Annotated in this window: 28 protein-coding genes; 12 read left to right on the top strand and 16 right to left on the bottom strand. The window is 71.4% G+C overall.

Annotated features, from left to right (window positions below):
• Positions 1–111 precede the first annotated feature (111 nt).
• From sigB to ACQEVZ_RS17805, 6 genes are all read right to left on the bottom strand, one after another.
• A complete protein-coding gene (gene sigB, locus ACQEVZ_RS17830) occupies positions 112–1,110 on the bottom strand; it encodes an RNA polymerase sigma factor SigB (RefSeq protein ID WP_344503211.1) in 999 nt (332 codons plus the stop codon).
• A 111-nt stretch (positions 1,111–1,221) separates the two neighbouring features.
• Positions 1,222–1,644, bottom strand: a complete 423-nt coding sequence (gene dtd, locus ACQEVZ_RS17825) for a D-aminoacyl-tRNA deacylase (protein WP_344503210.1) — start codon at positions 1,642–1,644, stop codon at positions 1,222–1,224.
• On the bottom strand, positions 1,641–3,104 hold the full coding sequence (locus ACQEVZ_RS17820; RefSeq protein WP_344503209.1) for a DUF7059 domain-containing protein: 1,464 nt from the start codon (positions 3,102–3,104) through the stop codon (positions 1,641–1,643). Before ACQEVZ_RS17820 ends, dtd begins: the two co-directional genes overlap by 4 nt.
• A 17-nt stretch (positions 3,105–3,121) precedes the next feature.
• Complete coding sequence (locus ACQEVZ_RS17815; RefSeq protein ID WP_344503208.1) at positions 3,122–3,463, bottom strand: hypothetical protein; 342 nt, start codon at positions 3,461–3,463, stop codon at positions 3,122–3,124.
• Positions 3,464–3,519: 56 nt separating this feature from the next.
• Entirely contained in the window at positions 3,520–3,966 is a 447-nt protein-coding gene (locus tag ACQEVZ_RS17810; protein WP_344503207.1) for a hypothetical protein, read from the bottom strand.
• Positions 3,967–4,009: 43 nt separating this feature from the next.
• Positions 4,010–4,471 (bottom strand): heme-degrading domain-containing protein, encoded by a 462-nt coding sequence (locus ACQEVZ_RS17805; RefSeq protein WP_344503206.1) that lies wholly within the window; start codon positions 4,469–4,471, stop codon positions 4,010–4,012.
• A gap of 139 nt (positions 4,472–4,610) precedes the next feature.
• On the opposite strand from ACQEVZ_RS17805, the gene ACQEVZ_RS17800 reads away from it, so the two are divergent.
• Entirely contained in the window at positions 4,611–5,042 is a 432-nt protein-coding gene (locus ACQEVZ_RS17800; protein ID WP_433367758.1) for an SRPBCC domain-containing protein, read from the top strand.
• Here ACQEVZ_RS17800 and ACQEVZ_RS17795 read toward each other — a convergent pair.
• From ACQEVZ_RS17795 to ACQEVZ_RS17780, 4 genes are all read right to left on the bottom strand, one after another.
• Positions 5,026–6,690, bottom strand: a complete 1,665-nt coding sequence (locus tag ACQEVZ_RS17795) for a glycosyltransferase 87 family protein (RefSeq protein WP_433367755.1) — start codon at positions 6,688–6,690, stop codon at positions 5,026–5,028. The genes ACQEVZ_RS17800 and ACQEVZ_RS17795 overlap by 17 nt on opposite strands.
• Positions 6,691–6,855: 165 nt before the next feature.
• Entirely contained in the window at positions 6,856–7,203 is a 348-nt protein-coding gene (locus tag ACQEVZ_RS17790; protein WP_433367752.1) for a type II toxin-antitoxin system PemK/MazF family toxin, read from the bottom strand.
• Positions 7,200–7,478 (bottom strand): hypothetical protein, encoded by a 279-nt coding sequence (locus ACQEVZ_RS17785; RefSeq protein WP_363402361.1) that lies wholly within the window; start codon positions 7,476–7,478, stop codon positions 7,200–7,202. Before ACQEVZ_RS17785 ends, ACQEVZ_RS17790 begins: the two co-directional genes overlap by 4 nt.
• A 143-nt stretch (positions 7,479–7,621) precedes the next feature.
• Positions 7,622–8,281, bottom strand: a complete 660-nt coding sequence (locus tag ACQEVZ_RS17780) for a DUF998 domain-containing protein (protein ID WP_433367749.1) — start codon at positions 8,279–8,281, stop codon at positions 7,622–7,624.
• A gap of 106 nt (positions 8,282–8,387) precedes the next feature.
• On the opposite strand from ACQEVZ_RS17780, the gene ACQEVZ_RS17775 reads away from it, so the two are divergent.
• From ACQEVZ_RS17775 to ACQEVZ_RS17760, 4 genes are read left to right on the top strand one after another with little or no spacing between them, the layout of a single operon-like run.
• Positions 8,388–8,561 carry a hypothetical protein gene (locus ACQEVZ_RS17775; protein WP_433367746.1) on the top strand — a complete coding sequence of 58 codons (174 nt, stop codon included), beginning with the start codon at positions 8,388–8,390 and terminating at the stop codon, positions 8,559–8,561.
• A gap of 27 nt (positions 8,562–8,588) precedes the next feature.
• On the top strand, positions 8,589–9,182 hold the full coding sequence (locus ACQEVZ_RS17770) for an HhH-GPD-type base excision DNA repair protein (protein WP_433367743.1): 594 nt from the start codon (positions 8,589–8,591) through the stop codon (positions 9,180–9,182).
• Between the two features lie 10 nt (positions 9,183–9,192).
• Positions 9,193–9,642, top strand: coding sequence for a large conductance mechanosensitive channel protein MscL (gene mscL, locus ACQEVZ_RS17765; protein ID WP_433376828.1), 450 nt, complete (start codon positions 9,193–9,195; stop codon positions 9,640–9,642).
• A gap of 28 nt (positions 9,643–9,670) precedes the next feature.
• Positions 9,671–10,045 (top strand): DUF3099 domain-containing protein, encoded by a 375-nt coding sequence (locus tag ACQEVZ_RS17760; protein ID WP_433367740.1) that lies wholly within the window; start codon positions 9,671–9,673, stop codon positions 10,043–10,045.
• An 80-nt stretch (positions 10,046–10,125) separates the two neighbouring features.
• Here the strand turns inward: ACQEVZ_RS17760 and ACQEVZ_RS17755 are convergent, their stop codons facing one another.
• Both ACQEVZ_RS17755 and ACQEVZ_RS17750 read right to left on the bottom strand, forming a co-directional pair.
• Complete coding sequence (locus tag ACQEVZ_RS17755) at positions 10,126–11,019, bottom strand: carbohydrate kinase family protein (protein ID WP_354888495.1); 894 nt, start codon at positions 11,017–11,019, stop codon at positions 10,126–10,128.
• Positions 11,016–11,924 carry a pseudouridine-5'-phosphate glycosidase gene (locus ACQEVZ_RS17750; protein ID WP_425552231.1) on the bottom strand — a complete coding sequence of 303 codons (909 nt, stop codon included), beginning with the start codon at positions 11,922–11,924 and terminating at the stop codon, positions 11,016–11,018. Before ACQEVZ_RS17750 ends, ACQEVZ_RS17755 begins: the two co-directional genes overlap by 4 nt.
• 62 nt (positions 11,925–11,986) lie before the next feature.
• Here ACQEVZ_RS17750 and ACQEVZ_RS17745 point away from each other — a divergent pair, with 62 nt between their 5' ends.
• Together ACQEVZ_RS17745 and ACQEVZ_RS17740 are read left to right on the top strand one after the other, a co-directional pair.
• Positions 11,987–12,265 carry a DUF3039 domain-containing protein gene (locus ACQEVZ_RS17745; RefSeq protein WP_433367735.1) on the top strand — a complete coding sequence of 93 codons (279 nt, stop codon included), beginning with the start codon at positions 11,987–11,989 and terminating at the stop codon, positions 12,263–12,265.
• 142 nt (positions 12,266–12,407) lie between these two features.
• Positions 12,408–14,120: a DEAD/DEAH box helicase gene (locus ACQEVZ_RS17740; RefSeq protein WP_433367732.1), complete on the top strand. Its 1,713-nt coding sequence runs from the start codon at positions 12,408–12,410 to the stop codon at positions 14,118–14,120.
• Positions 14,121–15,343: 1,223 nt separating this feature from the next.
• Here ACQEVZ_RS17740 and ACQEVZ_RS17735 read toward each other — a convergent pair.
• Positions 15,344–15,577, bottom strand: coding sequence for a DUF7455 domain-containing protein (locus tag ACQEVZ_RS17735; protein ID WP_344503192.1), 234 nt, complete (start codon positions 15,575–15,577; stop codon positions 15,344–15,346).
• 295 nt (positions 15,578–15,872) lie between these two features.
• Positions 15,873–17,522: an RNA polymerase sigma factor gene (locus tag ACQEVZ_RS17730; RefSeq protein ID WP_433367728.1), complete on the bottom strand. Its 1,650-nt coding sequence runs from the start codon at positions 17,520–17,522 to the stop codon at positions 15,873–15,875.
• Between the two features lie 251 nt (positions 17,523–17,773).
• On the opposite strand from ACQEVZ_RS17730, the gene ACQEVZ_RS17725 reads away from it, so the two are divergent.
• Positions 17,774–18,571 carry an inositol monophosphatase family protein gene (locus tag ACQEVZ_RS17725; RefSeq protein ID WP_354888490.1) on the top strand — a complete coding sequence of 266 codons (798 nt, stop codon included), beginning with the start codon at positions 17,774–17,776 and terminating at the stop codon, positions 18,569–18,571.
• 38 nt (positions 18,572–18,609) lie between these two features.
• On the opposite strand, the gene ACQEVZ_RS17720 is transcribed toward ACQEVZ_RS17725, so the two are convergent.
• Positions 18,610–19,146 (bottom strand): LytR C-terminal domain-containing protein, encoded by a 537-nt coding sequence (locus tag ACQEVZ_RS17720; protein ID WP_344503189.1) that lies wholly within the window; start codon positions 19,144–19,146, stop codon positions 18,610–18,612.
• Between the two features lie 357 nt (positions 19,147–19,503).
• Here ACQEVZ_RS17720 and ACQEVZ_RS17715 point away from each other — a divergent pair, with 357 nt between their 5' ends.
• Together ACQEVZ_RS17715 and ACQEVZ_RS17710 are read left to right on the top strand one after the other, a co-directional pair.
• Positions 19,504–19,800, top strand: coding sequence for a DUF4193 domain-containing protein (locus tag ACQEVZ_RS17715; protein ID WP_344503188.1), 297 nt, complete (start codon positions 19,504–19,506; stop codon positions 19,798–19,800).
• Positions 19,801–19,879: 79 nt separating this feature from the next.
• On the top strand, positions 19,880–20,677 hold the full coding sequence (locus tag ACQEVZ_RS17710) for a hypothetical protein (RefSeq protein WP_433367723.1): 798 nt from the start codon (positions 19,880–19,882) through the stop codon (positions 20,675–20,677).
• Here the strand turns inward: ACQEVZ_RS17710 and ACQEVZ_RS17705 are convergent.
• Complete coding sequence (locus tag ACQEVZ_RS17705; RefSeq protein WP_344503186.1) at positions 20,664–21,104, bottom strand: DUF3093 domain-containing protein; 441 nt, start codon at positions 21,102–21,104, stop codon at positions 20,664–20,666. The genes ACQEVZ_RS17710 and ACQEVZ_RS17705 overlap by 14 nt on opposite strands.
• Before the next feature lie 51 nt (positions 21,105–21,155).
• On the opposite strand from ACQEVZ_RS17705, the gene dut reads away from it, so the two are divergent.
• Together dut and ACQEVZ_RS17695 are read left to right on the top strand one after the other, a co-directional pair.
• The gene (gene dut / locus ACQEVZ_RS17700) at positions 21,156–21,617 is read left to right on the top strand and encodes a dUTP diphosphatase (protein WP_344503185.1); all 462 of its coding nucleotides are present in this window, start codon (positions 21,156–21,158) and stop codon (positions 21,615–21,617) included.
• The gene (locus ACQEVZ_RS17695) at positions 21,614–22,381 is read left to right on the top strand and encodes a DUF3710 domain-containing protein (RefSeq protein ID WP_433367718.1); all 768 of its coding nucleotides are present in this window, start codon (positions 21,614–21,616) and stop codon (positions 22,379–22,381) included. The genes dut and ACQEVZ_RS17695 overlap by 4 nt, the downstream gene beginning before the upstream one ends.
• Positions 22,382–22,442: the final 61 nt, after the last annotated feature.

The raw sequence follows: 22,442 nt of genomic DNA, 5'->3' as shown, positions 1-22,442 counted from the left end.
TCGCTGCCGTGATCCGTAGAACGACGGCGCCTTGGTCGACAGGGACGTCTGGCTGTCGCCGCAGCCACAGGTTCCTGTCGATCAAGGCGCTGAGGTGCGCGGATGCGGAGCTCAGCTGGCGTAGGCCTCAAGGCGCTTGGCACGGGACGGGTGGCGGAGCTTCAGGAGGGTGACCTTCTCGATCTGGCGGATGCGCTCGCGGGACAGGCCGAACTCGCGGCCGACCTCGTCGAGGGTGCGCTGGCGGCCGTCGTCGAGGCCGAAGCGGAGCCTGATCACGGCCTGCTCGCGCTGGGAGAGGGTGGAGAGGACGATCTCGACCTCGGACTTCAGCATGCCCTGGGAGACGCTGTCGCCGGGCTCCTCGCGCGGGTCGATGCGGGCGACGAAGTCGCCGAGGGCGCTCTCGCCGTCCTCGCCGACGGCCTGGTCGAGGCTGACCGGCTCCCGGTCGTACGAGATCAGCTCGATGACCTGGTACTCCTCGATGCCCAGGGCGGCGGCGATCTCGGCGACGACCGGCTCGCGGCCGAGGGTGGCGGAGAGGTCGCGGCGGACCCGGACCATGCGGTTGACCTGCTCGACCATGTGCACCGGGATGCGGATGGTGCGGGCCTGGTCGGCCATGGCGCGGGTGATGGCCTGCCGGATCCACCAGGTGGCGTACGTGGAGAACTTGTAGCCCTTGGTGTAGTCGAACTTCTCCGCGGCGCGGATGAGGCCGAGGTTGCCCTCCTGGATGAGGTCCAGGAACGCCATGCCGCGGCCGGTGTACCGCTTGGCGATGCTGACCACCAGGCGCAGGTTGGCCTCGAGCAGGTGCGCCTTGGCGGCGCGGCCCTCGCGGACGACGACCTCGTAGGTGTTCATCCAGGCGGGGTGGACGTCGCCCGCGCTGAGCTTCTCCTCCGCGTAGAGCCCGGCCTCGATCCGCTTGGAGAGGTCGACCTCCTGCTCGGCGGTGAGCAGCTTGGTCCGTCCGATGGTGTTGAGGTATGCGCGAACGAGGTCCGCTGAGACGCCCGTGTTGTCGATCTGGGGCTCGTGCTGCTCGTCGGTCTCGACGTCGACTGCGTTGAACTCCGTGGTGTCACTCAGCGGCTGGGCCACTTCGCTCGCCTCCCGTGTGCAAGTGGCGCGATCATTCCTACGGGAGAAGCTTCGCCCAGCGGGCGTGAAGTGGCGGTGAGGCGGCCGAGCCGTGGCACGAATCCGTGAGTCCTAGATTTCGAGCATCACCGTGTGGGGTCCGACGTTCACGCTCTCGACCAGCATGTGGGTCCGGAAGCGCCCGGTTTCCACCACTGCGCCCCGGTCTCGCAGGTGCTGGCAGAACGCCTCGATGAGCGGCTCCGCCGCCTCCGGGCGGGCGGCGGCGATCCAGGTGGGGCGGCGGCCCTTGCGCGCGTCGCCGTACAGCGTGAACTGCGAGACGACCAGCAGCGGCGCGCCCAGGTCGGCGGCGGACTTCTCCTCGGGAAGGATGCGCAGCTCGTGCACCTTCCGGGCAAGGGTCGCAGCCGTCGTCAAGTCGTCGGTGTGCGTGACACCGACCAGGACGAGCAGGCCGGAGCCGATCGACCCCACGACCGCGTCGTCGACGGTGACCGATGCGCGGCTCACCGTCTGTACGAGCGCCCTCACGAGGCGGGCAGCAGGATGCCGCGCTCCACGAGGTGGGCGACCAGGGGGACCGCCACGTCGGCGAGGACGTCCGGCGGTACATCGTGCGCGGCCGCCAAGACGTCGACCTGGTCGCGCAAGGTGACGGAGCCGTTGCAGGCGCCGACGAGGGTGAGGGCCACCGGGTCGACCTCCTCGCGCCACCGCAGCCCGTCGGGCAGCGCGAGGACCTGGCGGCCGACCTCCCATCCGTCGGGCCCCTGGGTGGCCTCCTGCCGCAGGGTGAGGCCCGGCGCCGCGGCGAACCGCGTGCCCAGCAGGTCACCCGACCGCAGGAAGTCCTGGCGGGCGAACCAGTCGCCGATCAGCGGCCCGAGCGGCCCGTCGACGGTCTGCCGCAGGTCCTCGATCCGCACCGTCGGGTCGTCGTGGCCGCCGGCGCGCAGCGTGATGAGGCCGAACCCGACCGCGTCGACCTTCCGCGCGTCGAACCAGTCGAGCCAGGCCGCCGCGATGGCCGGCTGTTGCACGGGGTCGACGGAGGCGTCGGAGAGCCACAGGTTGACGTACGCGACCGGGTCGGACACCTCCCGCTGGATCACCCACGCGTCGAGGCCGGTGCCGGCGAGCCAGTCGGCGACCCGGTCCTCCCACGACTCGCCGCTGACGTGCAGCCAGTTGGCCAGGAACTGCATGTGACCGCCGTCGGTGAGCAGGCCCGGGGCGGCGGCGACGAGCTCGGCGCAGACCGCGTCCCCGGGGCGGCCGGAGTCACGGTACGTGTGGTCCGTCGTCCCCGGTCCGGCGACGAACGGCGGGTTGCTCACGACCAGGTCGAAGCGGCGCCCGGCGACCGGTGCGGTCATGTCCCCGTGCAGCAGCTCCCAGTCCAGGCCGTTGAGCGCGGCGGTCGTCGCGGCGAAGCGCAGCGCGCGGGGGAGCAGGTCGGTGGCGGTGACCTTCGCCGCGTGCGTCGACAGGTGCAGCGCCTGCACCCCGCAGCCGGTGCCCAGGTCGAGCGCCGTGGCCACCGGGTCGCGCAGGGCGGCGGCGGCGAGCGTGGTGGAGGCGCCGCCGATGCCGAGCACGTGGTCGCCGGGCAGCGGCCGCCCGGGTCGCATCCCGGCGGACAGGTCGGCCACGACCCACCAGTCGCCGTACGGCTCCAGCTCGACGGCCGCCCGTACGCCGTCCCCATCCGCTTCCAGCAGCGGCAGCGCGGCGGCGAGCGGCAGGGGATCGAGCGCCTCGGCGACGGCGGGCAAGGGCAAGGTCTGGCCGCACACGAAGAGCCGCACGAGGGTGGCGAGCCGGCCGGGCTGCTCCTCGGTGCGCTTGAGCGCGGCGCGGAAGTCGTTGCGGGCGAGGGCGGCCGTCGCGGCCTCACCCAGCAGGTCCTTGATGCCCTGGGAGGTGTACCGGGCGGAGGTCAGCGCCTCGCGGAGCCGGGCGAGACCGTCGGCGTCGAGCAGTGCGTCCACCCTGACATCCTGCTACGTCAACGTTGGTCGATTCCTAAACAGGCCACGACGCGCGTGGCGTCGGCGGTGAGGAAGAGCTGGAAGTGCGTCGGCGGGTCCTCGACCTTCGCCTCGCCGATGCGCAGCGGCCGGCCGCCGGCGATCTGCAGCCGGGCGATCGCGTCGTCGCCGCCGAGCATCGGGGTGCCGATCTTCGCCATGTGCTGGGCCCGCCGCGAGTAGCTGCGCGCGAGCTGATCGGCCGGCACGGTGTCGTCCCACACGACGTATTCCGCGCCGGCCCGGATCGCGTCCTTGCAGGCCACGAACGCTTCCCCCGGCACCTCGTCGAGGAGCCGGAGCAGTGCTTCACGCTCCATGACCTATGTGACCATAAAGCCGGACTTTTCGTTAGCCCCCCGCACGAACTCCGGTGTCAGCTGACGCAGTTCTTCAGCTTCTTGACCACCGCGGCCGGCACGTGCGACCGGCAGGCGCCGTCGGTGCCGCCGGCGATCGCCAGCCACTGCTTCTTCCCGGTGTCGTACTGGAACAGGACCGTCGCCTTGTCCATCGCCTCGGGCTGGGTCACCGCCGTCGCCCAGTCGTCGGCGCAGCTGATGTCGGTCAGCCCCTTGCCGATGTCGACCGCGTTGGAGACGTCGAGGTTCGCCACGAACGCCTTCTCCAGCGTCGCCGCGTCGACCGGGCACCCCGCCTGCGGGCTCGCGCCGGGCTTGGTCGGCGCCGGGCCGGTCTGCGGCGTCAGGGACTCTTGCACGCTGGGTGCCGCGACCGCGCCGTTGTTCGTCGGCGCGTCGTCGGAGCAGCCGGTCAGTGCGAGGGCCGCGGTGGCGGCGACGCACACGAGAAGTCGCTTCATCACACGCGGAATCCTCGGCCCGCCCGCGCGCTGAGACAACCCTCTATCTATCGAGGAACAGCCCTACTGCCTCGACGACGAGCGCGTGGTCCTCGGCCTGCGGCAGCCCCGACACGGTCACGACCCCGACGACGCCGACGTCCACGACCCGGATCGGGAACGCGCCGCCGTGCGTGGCGTAGTCGGCCGGGTCGACGCCGTACGCCGCGTCCATCGCCTTGCCCTGCGCGGCCATCCGCCGCCCCACCAGATACGAGGACGCGTTCAGCCGCTCCACGACCCTGATCTTGCGCTCGATCCAGCGGTCGTTGTCGGGCGCCGTGCCGGGCAGCGCCGCGTGGAACAACTGGTGACCGTGCCGGCGGATGTCGATCGTGATCGGCAGCCCGCGCTCCTTGCCCAGACGCACCAGCAGCGACCCCAGCGTCCAGGCGTCGTCGTTGTCGAACCGCGTGAACCGCAGCCGCTCCTCCTGCGCCTCGAGCTCGGCGATCAGGTCTTCCACGCAAGGCTCCTCGGTTCGTCGTCGCGGCCACTGTACCGGTGGGCCTGCTGCTGCTCGGGTTGACGTCGCGGCCACTGTACGGGCGGCGGGGCCAAGTCGGGCGCAAGCGCCTCCCAAGTCACCCCGGCACGATACGGGTATGAGGACTTCGACCTGCAGCCTGTACATCGCCGCCGACCCGGCCCGCGTCTGGCAAGCGATCACCGAGCCCGCCTTCACCCGGCGCTTCTACCTCGGCCTCGCGGTCGACTCGCAGTTCATCCCGGGCGCACCCATCGTCTACCGGGCCGCGGCCGGCCCGGTCCCCGACGTGCTGCACGGGCACATCGTGCACGTCGAGGAGGGGCGGCTGCTGGTGCACAACCTGTACACCGGCATCGGCGCGGAGCAGGAGGTGCACTGCTGGCTGACGTGGGAGATCACCGCCGCCGAGCCGGGACTCTGCCGGGCCTCGCTCACCTGCGACGACCTCGACCGCGAGCCCGACCCGGAGCGCGACGACGCCTGGTCGCGGATCCTGAGCCGCCTCAAGTCGGTGCTGGAGGCGGAGCGGTTCACGCCAGGTTCGTGAAGCTGGCCGCGACCTCTCCGCTCGCGTCCAGCACGTCGAGGCGGCCGTGGCTCAGGTTCGCGCTGCGGAACGAGAACGTGCGCACCCCCGCGTCCGCCTCCAGCAGCGGGATGCTGCGGGCCGCCCCGCCCGGCGCCGAGGTGTACCGCAGCCCCGCCACCTCGGTCCCGACCACGCCGTTGACCCGGACCTTCGTCTTCTCCCGCCGGATCATGTACGCGATCGGCTCACCCGCGGCCGGCGTGCCGGTGAAGTAGAAGTAGCGCGGGTTGGTGAGGTCGCCGGCCGAGTACGCCTTGAACGTCGGGTCGGCGCCGGCCGGCAGCGGCGTGAGCGCGAGCGCGGCGAGCCCCGCCACGGCCGCGACCGCGATCCGCCTCGTCGTGCGGAGCCGCGCGCTCCGGTCGAGCCGCAGCGCGGCGCCCCCGACCCCCGCGACACAGACGGCGACCAGCCCGAGCGAGCGGGCGTTCTCCAGCAGGAACTGCCAGCCCGGGTACAGCGCCACGCCGCGCAGCACGACTCCCAGCGACAGCGTCATCACGACCAGCAGCACGACCCCGGCCACCCGCCGCCACGCCCCCTCGGCCGCGACCAGCAGCATCGCCGCGAGCACCGTCCACACCTGGTGGTGCGTCCATGACACCGGCGACGCCGCCACGGTCGCGCAGCCCACCAGGACCGCCGCACGCACCGGCTCCCCGTGCAGGTGCAGCGCCCTGGCCCGCAGCAGCGCGGCCCCGCAGATCGCCGCGATCAGCACCGCCCACACGACCGGCAGCGTCGCGGGCGACAGCCCGATCCGCAGCAGCATCCCGTGCACCGACTGGTTGCCCAGCGAGGCGAGGTCGCCGATGCGCGACGTCTGGAAGATGGTGCCGCCCCAGTACCGCACGCTGGCCCCCGGCATGAGCACCGCCGCGACCCCCGCGCACGCCACGAACGCCGCCCCCGCCCGCGCCGCGTCCTTGTACCGCCGCGCCACCAGGAAGTACACGACGAACAGCAGCGGCGTGAGCTTGATCGCCGCCGCCACCCCGACCAGAATCCCCCGGAACCGCGCCGGCACCACCTGCCCCGCATCGACCAGCGCCAGCAGCACGATGAAGATGCTCACCTGCCCGAACCGCAGGTTGCTCTGCACCGGCGCCGACACCAGCAACGCCGTGGCCACCCCGGCCGCCATCAGCCCCCGCGTGAAGAACCGGCTCCCCACGCCTCCGCCGCTCTGCGCCGCGGTGCCTGTCACGGTCGAGGTGCCTGTCGCGGCGTCGGTCGGGGTCGCGGTGCGGGCTGCGGTGCCGGTCGAGGTGCCGGTCGAGGTGCCGGTCGCGGCGCTGGATCTGGTCACCGTGCGGGCGATGGCGATCACGGCCGCGCAGGTCATCGCCAGCCACAACACGCCGAGGGTCGCCTCGGGCAGCATGCTCAGCGGCCGGAAGAGCACCATCGCGAACGGCGGGTACGTGAACGGCCCCCCGTTCTCGGCCACGTAGTCGTAGAGCGGCCCGTCGAACTTCGCCGTCCCGTAGTAGATGTGCAGGTCCGACAGGCGCTGCGCATCAGGCCGCCGCCACACCAGCGCGGCCGACACCGCCGCGATCCCCCCGAACACGGCCCATGCCGCGACCACCCTGCGCTCGAACATCGCACCAGGCTATGGCGCCCGATCAACCCTGGCGGCCCCGCTCATCAGCGTTTCCCGAGGTAGCGGCCCTGTCCCGGCGCCCAGACGCCCTGTCCTTGTCCGGAACGCTACAACCACCCGGTGTCCGCGCTCACAGGACGAGCGCCGAAGGCTCGGGACCGGCGGTCAGAACGGAGGCTCCGATGTGAACTGCGAGACCCAGCGCTCGACCTCGTCAAGGGTTGCCGGCCGCGCCGCACCGAGCGCGCGACCGGTGAGGCGTTGTCGCGAGATCGCACGTACGTACTCCGGCATGACGAAACTCGTCTCGGTGCGCAGGCCGGCCTCACGCCCGAGAGGGATGTGGTGTCGGAGTCGACGGTCGCGCGAGGTGATCGGCGCGACGACCGCCATCTCGATGGGCCACGCGTGATAGCCCGCCGGGGACAGCACCAGCACCGGCCGCCGCCCGCCCTGCTCATGGCCGATGACGGGACTCAGGTCGGCGATGAGCACGTCGCCCCGACGGATCACGGGTTGAGCTCCGGGAACTCGGCCCGCGCGTCGCCGAGGCCGTCGCCCGAGGTCAGGTCCCACAGGCGACCCTCGGCGAGATACTCGGCGAAGCCGGCCGGGTCCTCCTTCTCCAGCCGCTCGTAGTCGAGCGTGGCCTGGCGCATCGCCTCTTCCCGCTCCAGCCTCCGCGCGGTCTCTTCGAGCAGGGCGAACATCGTCGTGTTGCGACTCGCGGCGACGGCCGCGAACACGTCCCTCGCCTCGGTCGACACGCTGACCGTCGTCTTCGCCATAGTCAACACTATAGCGTTCCCCATATGTATGGCCACATGGCCACTGATCCTGGACATTCAGCGTTTCTGCGGTCAACTTCGATCAGCCGTCGTCGAGCAGGGCGCCGTCGGCGACACCCTGCTCCCTGTTCCCGCCGGGCCCTTCAGCATCCGGGGAGGGCCCGGTACAGCTTGACGGAGACGGCCGCGAGCCAGGTCCAGATGACGATCACGGCCGCGACGAAGCCCAGGGTCAGGGTCGGCGCGCTGTTGCCGGAGGCGATGCCGGCGAAACCGGCGAGGAACAGCACGCCGGAGACCCGGCTGTACAGGGCCCAGCCCTTGCCGCCCTCGCGGCCGAAGCGGCGGGCGACGACGAAGCACGCCACGATCACGCAGAGGAAGCCGATGCCGCCCGCGGCGAGGTGCCCGATGCCGTGCCAGCTCACCGTTCCCGGTCCTTCAGGTGTACCGGCGGGGAAGCCCATCGCCGGGTCGGCCCGCAGTGCGCCGGCCGCCACGAGGCTCGCCCCGTAGACCGCCACGAGCCGCGCCGCCCACGGACTTCCCGGCAGCGCGCGGTGCAGCCCGACGGCGGCCGCGATCACCATCAGGCCGGTCAGGACGAAGTTGGTGATCTGGATCCAGCCGAGACCGCCGTTGGACAGCAGGCTCCAGGCGTGCCGGGTCAGATCGAACCCGTCACGGGTCAGCGCCTGCGCGAGGCTGACGCCGACGTAGAACGGCCCGGCGAGCACGCCGTAGCCGAGCAGCGACCGGGTGACCCGGTTGGCACGGATGTGGTCCGGAACGGTGGTGGTCATGGCGGGGGTCCTTCCTTCGTGGCGACCTGTCACCCGTCTCTCGAACGACCGCCCCGCGATCCGACACGACGCCGATGTGACGCCGGTCACATCGCATGCTGCGATCGTGACACCCGTCCAGCTCGGGAGGATGACGACATGCCGTTCTCATTTCTCGACGAGATGCGGGACCGTCAAGGACGCCGCGGCGGTCATCGACGCGCGGTGGCCCGTGGAGAAGCGGGCCAATACCTGGATGCGGGACAAAGACTCGTACAACCCGGAGCTGCCACCGTTCTGAGACGGGCCGGCAAGGCAAGATGTACGCATGCCGTTCTCGTTGCCGATTCCCGCTGAGGCGAATGCGCTGCTCGACCGGGACCCGCTGGCGTTGCTGGTCGGGATGACGCTCGATCAGCAGATTCCGCTGGAAAAGGCGTTCTCGTCGCCCTGGGTGCTTTCGCAGCGGTTGGGGCATGAGCCGACGGCGCAGGAGCTGGCGGAGTTCGACCCTGACGCGCTGGTGGAGATCTTCGCGACGCCGCCGGCGCTGCACCGGTTTCCGAAGGCGATGGCGGCCCGGGTGCAGGAGGTGTGCCGGGTGCTCGTCGACCGGTACGACGGGGACACCGCCGCGATGTGGACCGGTGTCGCCTCCGGGGGCGAGCTGCTGCGGCGGGTGCAGGCGCTGCCGGGCTTCGGCAAGCAGAAGGCGCAGATCTTCGTGGCGCTGCTCGGCAAGCAGTACAGCGTGCAGCCCGACGGCTGGCGCGAGGCGGCCGGCGGATACGGCGAGGTCGGCTCGCACCGCTCCGTCGCCGACATCGTCGACGGCGACTCCCTCGGAAAGGTCAGGGAGTTCAAGAAACAGATGAAGGCGGCGGCGAAAGCACCGGGTGCGCCGGGGCGGCCAGGGTCGTAGTGTGCCTACCGTGCTGAAGGGTTTCAAGGACTTTATCTCGCGCGGCAATGTCATCGAGCTTGCCGTCGCCGTCGTCATCGGGGCCGCGTTCAACGACGTGGTCAAGGCGTTCACGGACGGCTTCCTGCAACCACTGATCAAGCTGACCGGCGGCATCGGGGTCGGCGACAAGAACCAGGGGCTGAAGATCGGGTCGCAGTTCCTGGCGTGGCCGGCGTTCCTGAACTCGGTGATCGGGTTCCTGCTGACCGCGGCGACCGTCTACTTCCTCGTGGTGCTGCCGATGAACAAGCTGGCCGAGCGGCGCAAGCGGGGCATCGAGCCGGAGCCGTCCGCGCCCGCCGAAGACATCCGGCTGCTGACCGAGATCCGCGACCTGCTCGCGACCGGCAGCGTCAACCGGCCGACGGACCCCAGCGGCGGCGCGCATGCGGCGCCGGTGAAGCCGTCGGACACCTGATCCGCGAAACGTGGCAGACTCGGTGGTGATGATGGGACGCAGGCAGAAACCGCAGCTGATCACCACCGCCGAGCGTTCGCCCGAGCAGGAGCTTCGATCCCGCGAGCGGCGGTATGTGGCGATGATGCTGCTGCGCGGCCTCTGCGTGATCGTCGCGGCGGTGCTGGTCACGGCGAAGGTGCCGCTGCTGTGGCTGTGGCTGAGCCTGCTGGTGGCCGGGGCGCTGGTCCTGCCGTGGGCGGCGGTGCTGCTCGCCAACGACAGGGGGCCGCGGCCCGAGCACCTGCTCCGCAACAAGCTGCAGTCCCGGCGGCAGCCGCAGCAGTCACACCCCGATCCGGGCCACGCGCTCAGCGACCGTGACCACGCGGAGCCCAAGGAGCCCAAGGTCATCGACGGCTGAGGCGACGGCCCCTGGGCGGCCAGGGGCCGGTCGCGAGGCTACGGGCGGCCGCCGATCTTGGACACCGCCAGGTCGCGGAGCTACGGGCGGCCGCCGACCTTGGACACCGCCAGGGCGCCGAGCCGGGCGCCGCCGGCCAGCGCTTCCGCGGGCGACGCGCCGGTGAGCCACGCCGCTAGAAACCCCGCGGCGAACGCGTCGCCCGCGCCGGTCGGGTCGATCACCCGTGCGACCGGCGCCGCCGGTACATGGACGGGTGCGGCGGAAGGTCCGGCCCAGGTCGCCCCGGCGGCCCCCGACTTCACCACCACCGCGCCGGCCCGGTCCAGCAGCGCCGTCGCCAGCGAGGCCGCGGTGCCGTCCCCGGCGAGGACCTGCGCCTCGTCCAGGTTGGCGAAGAGCAGGTCGACGTCCGGTACCGACGCCCAGAACGACGACCCGAGGCGCTGCAGCGGCGCGGCCGACGCGGCGTCGAGGCTGGTCGTGAGGCCGCGGCGGCGCGCCTCGACCAGCGCGTGACGGCCGGCGGGCGCGCAGTCTGGGTCGAACAGGACATACGCGGACAGGTGCAGGTGCCTGGCGCCGGGTGTCGCGGCGAGCGCCAGATCGAGGGCGCGGTCGACGTCGGCGGGGGACAGGAGCTGGTTGGCGCCCCGGTCGGTGAACATCGTCCGCTCCGCGTCGGAGGCGAGCACGACCACCGTCCCGGTCGCGACCTCCGGCACGCGGCGGACGGTGGTCGTGACGCCCGCCGCGACCAGTTCGGCCAGGCGCGCGGAGCCGGGCTCGTCGTCGCCGGCGACCCCCGCGAACACCACCGGGTGCCCGACGGAGCCGAGCCAGGCGGCCGTGTTGGCCGCGGACCCGCCGCCCCGGATCGCGACCGAGGCGAGCGTGTCGGAGCCGATGGCGAGGGGCCCCTCGTGGACCGTGACGATGTCGGTGACCACGTCACCGACGACGACGACCGTCACAGCGCCGCGGCGATGCGGGCCGCCAGGTCGGCGTTGCGCAGGATGATCCTCACGTTCACGTCCAGCGAGCGGCCCTCGGTGGCGGCGTGGAAGTGCGACAGCAGGTGGGGGGTGACGTCCTTGCCCGTCACGTGGTCGCGCTCCAGCCCGGCGAGGCCCTCGGCCAGGACGCGGTCGTGCAGGTCGGGGTCGAGCTGCTCGTCGACCGGCAGTGGGTTGGCGATGATCGTCGCCCCCTGGTGTACTGCCTGAGCCCGGGCCGCCCGCACGATGGCCGCCGCGCCGGCCGGGTCGTCGACGGACCAGTCCAGATCGAACCCGCCGTCGGTGAGGTAGAAGCCGGGGAAGCGGCGGGTCCCGTACCCCACGACGCTCACGCCCAGCGTCTCCAGCCGCTCCAACGTGGCGCCGACGTCCAGGATCGACTTCACCCCGGCGCAGACCACGGTGATCGGCAGCCGGGACAGCGCCGTCAGGTCGGCCGACTCGTCGAACGTCGTGCCCGCGCCGCGGTGCACCCCGCCGAGCCCGCCCGTGGCGAAGACCGCGATGCCGGCCGCGATCGCGATCGCCGAGGTCGCCGCCACCGTCGTCGCGCCGTCGGCCCGCCCCGCCGCGGCGGGGGCCAGGTCGCGCACGGAGAGCTTCACGACGTCGTCGCTGCCGGCCAGGTGCACGATCTCCTCGTCGGACAGGCCGACCACGATCTCGCCGCCGAGCATGCCGATCGTCGCGGGGACGGCACCCGCGGCCCGCACGGTCGCCTCGATGTCCCTCGCGACGGTCAGGTTCGACGGCCGGGGCAGCCCGTGCGAGATGATGGTGCTCTCCAGCGCGACGACCGGCGCGCCGGCTTCCCTGGCGGCCGCGACCTCGGCTCCGTAACGGATGGCATGGTTGATCACCACGCAACGATAACCCCGCTCGCCGTGCGGCATCGTGGCCGTCGGCCTGGCAGACTGGGACCGTGACAACGACTCCCGAGACTCCAGGCGGTGGCGGCTCGACGCTCACGGACGAGCGCGTCGAGGAGCAGACCGACTATCGCTATGACGCCGGCGACCACGAGAAGTTCTCGCACTATGCGCCCAAGGAAAAGATCATGCAGGCCATGATCGAGGGCACGCCGGTGCGGGCGCTGTGCGGCAAGCTGTGGGTCCCGTCGCGCGACCCGAGCCGGTTCCCGGTTTGTCCGGTCTGCAAGGACATCTACGAAAACGTGGTGCAGAACGACGACCCGTCCTGACGGTCGTCCTCCTCTCACAGTGACGTTCGGCGCGGATCGGCACCTTGCCCGTCCGCGCCCGCTAGGCTGAGCAACGCCTTCGCGGTCCACCAAGACCCGGAGGCGTTTCCGTGTGGGTTCATGGTCCTCGAGGGGGTGCCGCATGCCGCCGCGTCCGGTGGTGCAGGCAGGACAGACGCTCCGGGTGTGGCAGCGCAAGGCCTTGATGGAGTACCTGCGCGGCAAGCGCGATGACTTCCTCGCCGTCGCCACGCCCGGCGCCGGCAAGACGACGTTCGCCCTGCGGATCGCCCTGGAGCTGTTCGCCGACGGCACCATCGACAACGTCACGGTCGTCACGCCGACCGAGCACCTGAAGAAGCAGTGGGCGGAGGCCGCCGCCCGCGTCGGGATCGACCTCGACCCGGGCTTCCGCAACGCCGACGTGCACACGTCCTCCGACTTCCACGGGACGGTTGTCACCTACGCGCAGGTCGGCATCGCTCCGGAGGTACACAAGCGGCGGACGATCACGAGAAAGACCCTTGTCGTCCTGGACGAGATCCACCATGCCGGCGACTCGAAGTCGTGGGGCGACGGCGTCAAGGCCGCGTTCGAGCCCGCCGTGCGGCGGCTGATGCTGACCGGCACCCCGTTCCGGTCCGACGAGAACCCGATCCCGTTCGTGCAGTACGAGCGGGGCAACGACGGCATCGCCCGCTCCCGCTCCGACACCACCTACGGCTACGCCGAGGCCCTCGCCGACGGCGTCGTGCGGCCCGTCATCTTCCTCGCCTACTCGGGTGAGACGCGCTGGCGCACCTCCGCCGGCGACGAACTGGCCGCCCGCCTCGGCGAACCCATGACCCAGGACCTCATCGCCCAGGCGTGGCGCACCGCCCTCGACCCGACCGGCGACTGGATGTCGCAGGTCCTGCGCGCCGCCGACGCCCGCCTGCAGGTGCTGCGCGGCGGCGGCATGCCCGACGCGGGCGGCCTCGTCATCGCCAGCGACCAGACCGCCGCCCGCGCCTACGCGAGGGTCCTCGGCGAGATCACCGGCGAGAAGGCCGTCGTGGTCCTCTCCGACGACCAGGGCTCCTCCGGCCGCATCGCCTCGTTCGCCGCGTCGCAGGAGCGCTGGATGGTCGCCGTCCGGATGGTCTCCGAAGGCGTCGACATCCCGCGTCTGGCCGTCGGCGTGTACGCCACCAGCGCCTCCACCCCGCTCTTCTTCGCCCAGGCGATCGGCCGCTTCGTGCGCGCCCGCGGCACCAACGAGACCGCGACCGTCTTCGTGCCGAGCGTGCCGCACCTGCTGGAGCTCGCCTCCGAGATGGAGGCGCAGCGCAACCACGTCCTCGGCGCCCCGAAGACGAAGGAAGGCTTCGAGGACGACCTGCTGGAGCGCGCCCAGCGCGAGGAGAAGGCCGGCGACGACCTGCTGAAGAGCTTCGAGGCCCTCTCCGCGACGGCCGAGCTCGACCAGGTCATCTTCGACGGGACCGCCTTCGGCGTGCCGGCGCAGACCGGCTCCGCCGAGGAGGAGGAGTACCTGGGGCTGCCCGGCCTCCTCACCGCCGACCAGGTGTCCACGCTGCTCAACAAGCGCCAGGCCGAGCAGCTCGCGGCCGAGAAGCGCCGCGCCCCGGCCGCCGCCGCCACCATGGCTCCCGAACCTCCGAAAACCGCCGGCGAGCGCCGCATCGTTCTGCGCCGCCAGCTGAACACCCTGGTCGCCGCCCATCATCACCGCACCAACCTGCCCCACGGCAAGATCCACGCCGAACTCCGCCGCCTCTGCGGCGGCCCCCCGAGCGCCCAGGCGACGATCGAGCAGCTCGAGGAGCGGATCGCCACCATCCAGACCATGTAACCCGCCCTCGCTCCAGCCCGCCGTTGATCAAATAGCGGATCCGGCCGCGATGACGACCGGATCCGCCATTCGATCAAGGCGGCCCCTCGGCCGCGGCGGTTCTCGTGCCGCTGAGCCCGGGTGAAGATCCGATTCGTCGCGTTTGAGCCGTCGGCCGCCGGTGAGAATGCGCGCTGGGGGACCGAACAGCGGCACGGCTGGGTTCTCGCCGTTGCTGGTGGTGATCGAAGGACGGGGCTGGTCGTCCGGGTGGCCACGACGATCCTTCGATCATGGTGGTGGCCGACGCTGTGGTGGTTCTTGTGCCGTCCGGTCCGGGTGGTGATGCGATTTGTCGCGTTTGGGACGATGCCGCCGCTGGGGTAGTGCGCGCCAGGGGAGTGAGTGGCGGTGCGGTGTTGGTTGTCGGCGCTGCTGGTGGTGATCGAAGGACGCGGCTGGTCGTCCGGGTGGCCACGGCGATCCTTCGATCATGGCGGCGGCGGGTGTCGTGGTGGTGCTTGCCGGGTGGTGAAGCGATTGGTCGCGTTTGGGGCGAATCTGCCGCTGGGGTCGCGCGAGTGAGTGGTGGCGCGGGTGGTCCGTGACGGTGAGTGCGGCAGTGGCGGTTGTCGAGGGGACCGAAGAAGGGCGCTGGGCGGGCCGATCTTTCCGTTCACGGGTGGTCGGACTGGTCGCCGATCATGGGGGTGGTGGGCGTGGGCCGGGGCTTCAGCGCGGCCCGTGATGGCGGGACGGCACGCGGCGGCACCAGCACGCGCGGCCGTGGGTGAGAGGGTGGCCAGCGCAAGAGCGCGTGGCCGCCGGGAAGGAGCCCGCTGCCGGCGGGAGGGCGCGCAGCGTCAGAAGAGGCGGCCAGCCCGAGCCGGGAAGGAGCACGGTCGCCGGGAAGAGCCTGCCGTCGGCGAGGGCGAGAGTGCGCAGCGTCAGAAGGAGCGGCCAGCCCGAGTCAGGTAGGGGGCGGCGCGACCGGCGGGAGAGTGCGCAGTTGTCAGAAGAAACGTCGCGGCCGGCGAGAGGTGTGCGTGGCTGTCGGGAGGAGGGGGAGAGCGCGCGTGGGTACCCAGAGGGGCGCGGTCGCCGGTACGAGCGTGGTCACCGGACGGAGCGCGTGGTCGGCGGGCGAGCGCGCGAGGGTCAGGTGAGCGCCGGGAACGGGGCCGGGCCTGGAGATGGCCGTAGGGCGCCCGGAATGCCGGGACGCCCTACGTGCGCGGTATTGGTCAGCTGGCCGTGATCTCGGTGCCGCGCCACGTGAAGTCCGGGGCGACGGCCACCTCCACCGCGATCTTGACCAGTTGGTCGGCGTACTTGTTTGCGTGATGTCCACAGAAGATCAGGTCGCCGCCTTCGGCGAGCCGAACTCGTAGTTTGCCTGCCGCGCTGCAGCGGTCGCACCGTTCCTCGGCGGCTGGGGGCGCTGCCGTCTCCGGCGGCGGCGTGAGGGTCGGGGTCATCGCCTTCCTCCTCTGATCGTCACCGACGAACGCTTCCTTGCGTCGTTCACAGATGGTTCAACACCGTGTTGCCCGACATCGTTCCCACCTCGCGTGCGGGACCGATGTCACATTTCTGTCGTGCCCGCGGGAGCCGGAACTGCAACACCCGCTACGTGCTTCCTATCGCGCCACGGCGGCGATCACAAGTGGGTTGAGGCGGCGGCGCCCCTCCCTCATGCCCTCGGTGACCGGAAACACACCCGGGCTGCCCCAAAAGGGACAGCCCGGGTTCGCGCACAGCGGAATGCGAGGATCAGTCGAGGTAGTCGCGCAGGACCTGCGAACGCGACGGGTGGCGCAGCTTCGACATGGTCTTCGACTCGATCTGGCGGATGCGCTCGCGGGTCACGCCGTAGACCTGGCCGATCTCGTCGAGGGTCCGCGGCTGGCCGTCGGTGAGGCCGAACCGCAGCCGCACCACGCCCGCCTCCCGCTCCGAGAGGGTCTGCAGCACCTGCTGGAGCTGGTCCTGCAGGAGCGAGAAGGACACTGCGTCGACCGCGACGACCGCCTCGGAGTCCTCGATGAAGTCGCCGAGCTGGCTGTCGCCCTCGTCGCCGATGGTCTGGTCGAGGGAGATGGGCTCACGCGCGTACTGCTGGATCTCCAGCACCTTCTCCGGCGTGATGTCCATCTCCTTGGCCAGCTCCTCCGGGGTGGGCTCGCGGCCCAGGTCCTGGAGCAGCTCGCGCTGGATGCGGCCGAGCTTGTTGATCACTTCGACCATGTGCACCGGGATGCGGATGGTGCGGGCCTGGTCGGCCATGGCGCGGGTGATGGCCTGCCGGATCCACCAGGTGGCGTACGTGGAGAACTTGTAGCCCTTGGTGTAGTCGAACTTCTCGACGGCGCGGATGAGGCCGAGGTTGCCCTCCTGGATGAGGTCCAGGAACGCCATGCCGCGGCCCGTGTACCGCTTCGCGAGCGAGACGACCAGACGCAGGTTGGCCTCGAGCAGGTGGTTCTTGGCGCGCTCGCCGTCGCGGGAGATCCACATGAAGTCGCGGCTGGCCGGCATGACCATCGGCTCGCCCGCGTCCTCGGCGGCCCGCAGCCGCTCGGCCGCGTAGAGGCCGGCCTCGATCCGCTTGGCCAGCTCGACCTCCTGCTCGGCGTTCAGCAGGGGGACCTTGCCGATCTGCTTCAGGTAGGCACGGACCGAGTCGGCCGACGCCGTCAGCTCCGCGTCGCGGCGGGCCTGCTTGAGCGCCTCGGACTCCTCGTCGTCCCACGCGAAGTCGTCGTCGGTCGCGGTGGCCTCGGCGTCGGCCTCGACGGCCTTCACGACCTCGACCGGCTCCTCGGCGACCACGTCCTCGATCTCCGCCGCGAGCGCGGCGTCGTCGATCTCCTCGAGCTCCGGCTCCTCGCCGGCGGCGCCCTTCGGGGCGGCCGGGTCGGCGTCGCCGGGGGCGGCCTTCTTGACGGGTCCGGCGGCCTTCTTCGCCGGCACCGCCTTCTTGGCCGGCGCGGCCTTCGCCGGAGCGGTCGCTGCCGCGACCGGGGCGGCCTTCTTGGCGGGAGCTGCTGGTGTCGGTGCCTTCTTCACGGGCGCCCTCTCCACCCCCGAATCCGGTGTGGACTCGACGGCTGTCAGCGGCTTGGCGACCGGCGCCTTGCGCGCGGGTGCGGCCTTGGCGGTGGCCGCCTTGGATGCAGGGGTCGCGGACCGTGCCGCCGCGACCCGGCGCCGCCCGTTGGCGGAGTCGTCGACGACGACGGTGACTCCCGCCTCGGCGAGACTCCTGAGCAGCTTCTTGGCGTGTGCGGGGGTCACATCTGCGGTGTCGACCGCCTGCGCGACCTCCGCCGACGTGAGGTGGCCGCCATTGGCGGCCGCACGCGCGATCAGCGAGTCGGCGAGCGAGCGTACGTCGACGCTGGGCTGGTGAGCTGCTGTCACGAACGACCTTCCGGTGCGATGAGCGAGCGACGGCCGGTGCGGCCGAGTTCGCGCACGGCGCGGCCGTGCTGAGTGGGCCTGGGTGCTTTTGGTGGCGCCCGTGTGCCGTGCGTCCGGGGCGGATTCACGAGCGACAGCGGGCAGCGCGTGAATTGTAACGCTCTCTCGCCCCAACATCCCGCCTAGCGGGCCTAGACGCCACGTTGTGACCGAACGGATGGGCGGATCAGGGCCCTGACAGGATGGGTCGTATGGATCGCGGACACGAACTGCTGGCCCTCGCGGTGCCGATCGCCCGGGAGGCTGCGGCCCTCGCCAAGGCCATGCGCGCCGCCGGCGTGGACCCCGTGGCGACCAAGTCCACGCTCACCGACGTGGTCACGGCCGCCGACCAGGCGGTCGAGCGGCAGGTCCGGGAGGCCATCCGGCACGCCCGGCCGGGCGACGCCGTGCTGGGCGAGGAGTACGGGGACTCTCAGCAGGCGAGCGCGGTGCGCTGGATCCTCGACCCGATCGACGGCACCGTGAACTACCTCTACGACCTGCCGCAGTACGCTGTCTCGCTCGCCGCGGAGGTCGACGGCGTCGTGGTGGCGGGGGTGGTCATCAACGCCGCGACCGGTCGCGAGTGGACCGCGGTGCTCGGCGGCGGCTCCCACGCCGACGGCCGGCGGCTGTCCGGCTCCCGGCAGACCGATCTCCGTCAGGCGCTCGTCGGCACCGGCTTCGGGTACGCCGCCGACCGCCGCCTCCACCAGGCGGCCGTGCTCGCCGGTCTGATCGGCGACATCCGCGACGTGCGTCGCCTCGGGGCCGCCGCGATCGACCTGTGCCTGGCCGCGGAGGGCAGCCTCGACGCGTACTACGAGAAGGGCCTCAACGCCTGGGACCACGCCGCCGGTGGCCTGGTCGCCGCGGAAGCGGGGCTGCTCGTGACGGGCCTGGCGGGCGCCGTGCCCGGCCCGGACATGGTGGTGGCCGCCCCGCCGGCGCTGCACAAGGCCCTCCACGACCGCCTGGTGGAGCTGGACGCGGATAAGGGCCCCTGAGAAGGCACTGAGGGGCACTGAGAGGCCCTGAGGAGCCGCTAGGCCTCGGCGCAGGTGCCCTCGGGCAGCTCGGGGTTGCCCAGCGCGCCGATCGACTGCTTGACCTCGGTCACCGTCGGCAGCTGCTGGAACTTCGCGCCCAGGATGACGTCGACCTTGTCGTCCTGCCGGTTCTTGTCGAACTCGTCCTCGGACTTGTCGAGGAAATACGCCCGGACGAGCCACGCGGCGCCGACGGCCTTCGGGCCGAAGCGGAGGACCGCGACCTTCGTCTCGGGCTTCTTCACCGCCGGGTTGGGCGCCGCGTTCTGCACCGTGGCCTTGAACCCTCGGCTGGCGAAGTCATTGGTGATCTCGCCGGCCAGGCCGGGCTTCGAGGTCGCGTTGAAGACGTTGAGGTTGACCTGCTTCTCCTCGGGCAACCTGTTGTTGACCATCACCGCGTCCTGCGCGCATTCGTTGGCCGATACCGGACCGGTCTGGCGGTCCTTGATCAACGCGATGGTCACGAACACCGCCGCGGTGACCACGAGCAGCCCAACCAGGGCCAGTGCCCTTACCCGCGCGAAACTCATGGCCGTGTTATCTCCCCGCCCCAGAGCGACTCCGTCACCAGATAGACGCTCTGGCTGCCGGGAAGGTTAGCGCCTGTCGGAGATCCATGTTGAAGTCCCCACCCGGCATACCGCAAAGTTCCTACTCGCCGTTGCGGGATGACTCCCCACGGAAACCGTCAGGTGGAGGTAAGGTCGCATCCGCTGAGCCCGGCGGGCAACTTGTCGGGACGACGTTGTGTCGCATGGGTCACATTGGGAACAAGTTTCCGCGAGTGGGCGTACAACAAACGCACGAGGGCGGTAAGGTACGCCGCCCGTTGGACGTTACACCGGGCGCGACACCTACGGGCGAATGAATTGGGAGTGTGAACACCGATGGCCACCGACTACGACGCGCCGCGTCGCGACGAGGTCGACCTGGGGGAGGACAGCCTCGAAGAGCTGAAGTCCCGCCGGACCGATGCGCAGTCGGCGATCGTCGACGTGGACGAGACCGACCTGGGAGAGACGTTCGAGCTTCCCGGCGCCGACCTCGCCGACGAGGACATGACGGTCAAGGTCCTGCCGATGCAGGCCGACGAGTTCCGCTGCTCGCGCTGTTTCCTGGTGCACCACCGCAGCCAGCTCGCCGCCGAGCGCAACGGGGAGCTGATCTGCCGGGAGTGCGCCTGACCGCAAGTTGATCACGCGGATCTGGCGAAGGCGTGCTTGAGTCGTAGGCGGCACCGTTTCACACCTGCGGAGGTAGACGATGGCCCAGCCCGACGAGCTCGCCGAGAACCAGCCCGTGGAGGGCACGCAGGGCGAGGCGGCAGACGAGGCCGAGCTGTCAGCCGCCGTGACGGCCCTGACCGACGAAGGCGTCGAGCAGAAGGAGCGCCGGCGCCTGCTCGGCCGGCTGGTGCGCCTCGAGATCCGCGAGCGGGGCGTCAAGGACCTGTTCCGGCCGAAGAAGGCGATCGCCTGGATCACGGACAGCGTGACGAGGGTCGCACCGCACATTCCCGTGCGCGACCTGGACACACTGGTCGCGCACCACGGCGGGCTGACCGGCGACGCGCTCGCCGAGCGGCTCATCCGCAACGCGTCCCGGGTCACCGCCGGCGTCGGCGCCGCGGGCGGCGGCGTGGCCGCCGTCGAGTGGGCCGTGACGCCCAGCCTGCTGTCCGCGCCGGTCCTGCTGGCCGCGGAGACGGTCGCGGTGGTCGCCGTGGAGATGAAGCTGATCGGCGAGCTGCACGCCGTCTACGGCCGCCCGGTGGAGGGCACCGGCGCCGAGCGCGCCGTGGTGCTGGTCCAGGCCTGGGCGGAGCGCCGGGGCGTCAACCCGCTGCGGGTCGGCGGCAGCGTCGCGGCCGCCATGGGCACCGCGCTGCGCAAGGAGCTGCGTGACCGGCTGCTCAAGCGCTTCGGGCGCAACCTGAGCACCCTGGGGCCGTTCCTGACCGGGGCAGCCGTCGGCGGGTTCCTCAACCGCCGCGCGACCATGTCCCTCGGCGCCGACATCAAGAAGGACCTGCAGCCGGGCCGGAAGGTCATCGAGGGCTGAGCGCCGCCGCGAGCTTCTCCGGGTGGCGGGTGCTGATCAGCCAGTACGGCGTGGGATCGGCGTCGTCCGCGACGTCGACGCGGACCGCACCGGCGACCCACGGCCGCTGGATCACGAACGCCTCCGGGTCCGCGTAGGGCCCCAGCAGGTCGCGCTTGTCCGCGGCCGACAGCGCCGTCACCTCACCGATGTATCGCAGCGGGATGTGCGCGTCGTCGACCCGCAGCTCGCCGTTGGACACCTCGACACGGATGCGGCCCAGCCGCCACAGCCCCACGGTGGCCAGCGGCAGCAGCACCACGTACGGGATCCAGGTCGCCAGGCCGGGCGCGCCGAGCTTGACCTCGGCCGCGAGGAGCGCTGCGACCGCCACCGCGGGCAGCCAGAGCCACCACGCGACGGTGAGACGCTCACGGTACGAAGTCACGTGTGCGAGGGTACGTGTCCGGAGCCCGGGGGCACCCGGCAGGATGGAGGCATGACGGTGGAGGTTCACGTCCGGCGGCTCGACCCCGAGCTGCCGCTGCCGGCGTACGCGCACCCCGGCGACGCCGGCGCCGACCTGGTCGCGGCATGTGACCTCGACCTCGCACCCGGGGAGCGGGCGCTGGTCCCCACGGGGATCGCCATCGCCCTGCCGGACGGTTACGTCGGGCTCGTCCACCCGAGGTCGGGTCTCGCGCACCGCCTCGGTGTGACGGTGCTCAACGCGCCGGGCACCATCGACGCGGGGTACCGCGGGGAGATCCTGGTGAACCTGGTCAATCACGATCGGGTGATCACGGCAAAAATCAGCCGGGGTGACCGGATTGCCCAGCTTGTGGTCCAGCGCGTGGAGCGGGCACACTTCCACGGCGTCGACCATCTTCCCGATACTGTGCGCGGAGCCGGCGGTCACGGATCAACCGGTGGTCATGCTGAACTGGAGGCAGAGCAGTGATCTTCTCGCGCAAGAGCGGGAGCGGGCGGCACGCGAAGGACGACACCCGCGCGGGCGGTGCCCGCAGGCTCGAGGAGGAGCTGGGCCTGGTCGACGACGACCCTGAGGAGCCCGTCGCGTCCAAGGCCGACCGGCCCGAAGGCCCGTACGACATCACCGAGGCGCCCGCCGGCATCCCCCAGCTCGACCTGGGTGCGCTCAAGGTGCCCGCGGTCGACGACGTGGAGGTCCGCGTACAGGCGGACAACGAGGGCAAGATCCAGCAGATCGTGCTCGTCAACAACGACAGCGCGCTGCAGCTCGGGGTCTTCGCCGCACCGCGCAGCGAGGGCATCTGGGACGAGGTCCGCGGCGAGATCCGCAAGCAGCTGTTCACCGACGGCGTCGCGGCCGAGGACGCCGACGGCGAGTGGGGCACCGAGCTGCGCGCCCGCGTCCGTACCCCCGACGGCCTGACGGACATCCGCTTCGTCGGCATCGACGGCCCCCGCTGGCTCGTGCGTGCGGTCTTCCAGGGCCCCGCCGCCGTCGACCCGGGTGTCGCGCCGCCGCTGGTGGCGTGCCTGCGCAACCTGGTGGTCGACCGGGGTCACGAGGCCATGCCGGTCCGCGAGCCGCTCCCGCTGCACCTGCCGAAGGAGGTCGCCGAGGCGACCGCCAACGACGGCTCGGCCGAGGTCGCGCTCACCGACGCGGCCAACGGTGCCGATGAGGCAAACGGGGCGGACCGCAGAAAGCCGTCACCGAGGCCCCGGCGCAAATAACACCCGTGAGCTGTACCGTCGTAGTGGGTGTCATGTCTGGCCGAGGAGGGTGGCACCGACG

It is taken from the genome of Dactylosporangium sp. CA-152071 (assembly GCF_050936335.1).
Lineage (GTDB): Bacteria > Actinomycetota > Actinomycetes > Mycobacteriales > Micromonosporaceae > Dactylosporangium > Dactylosporangium maewongense.
Note: the sequence above shows the minus strand (reverse complement) of the source record. Positions and strands in the feature narration are given on the sequence as shown.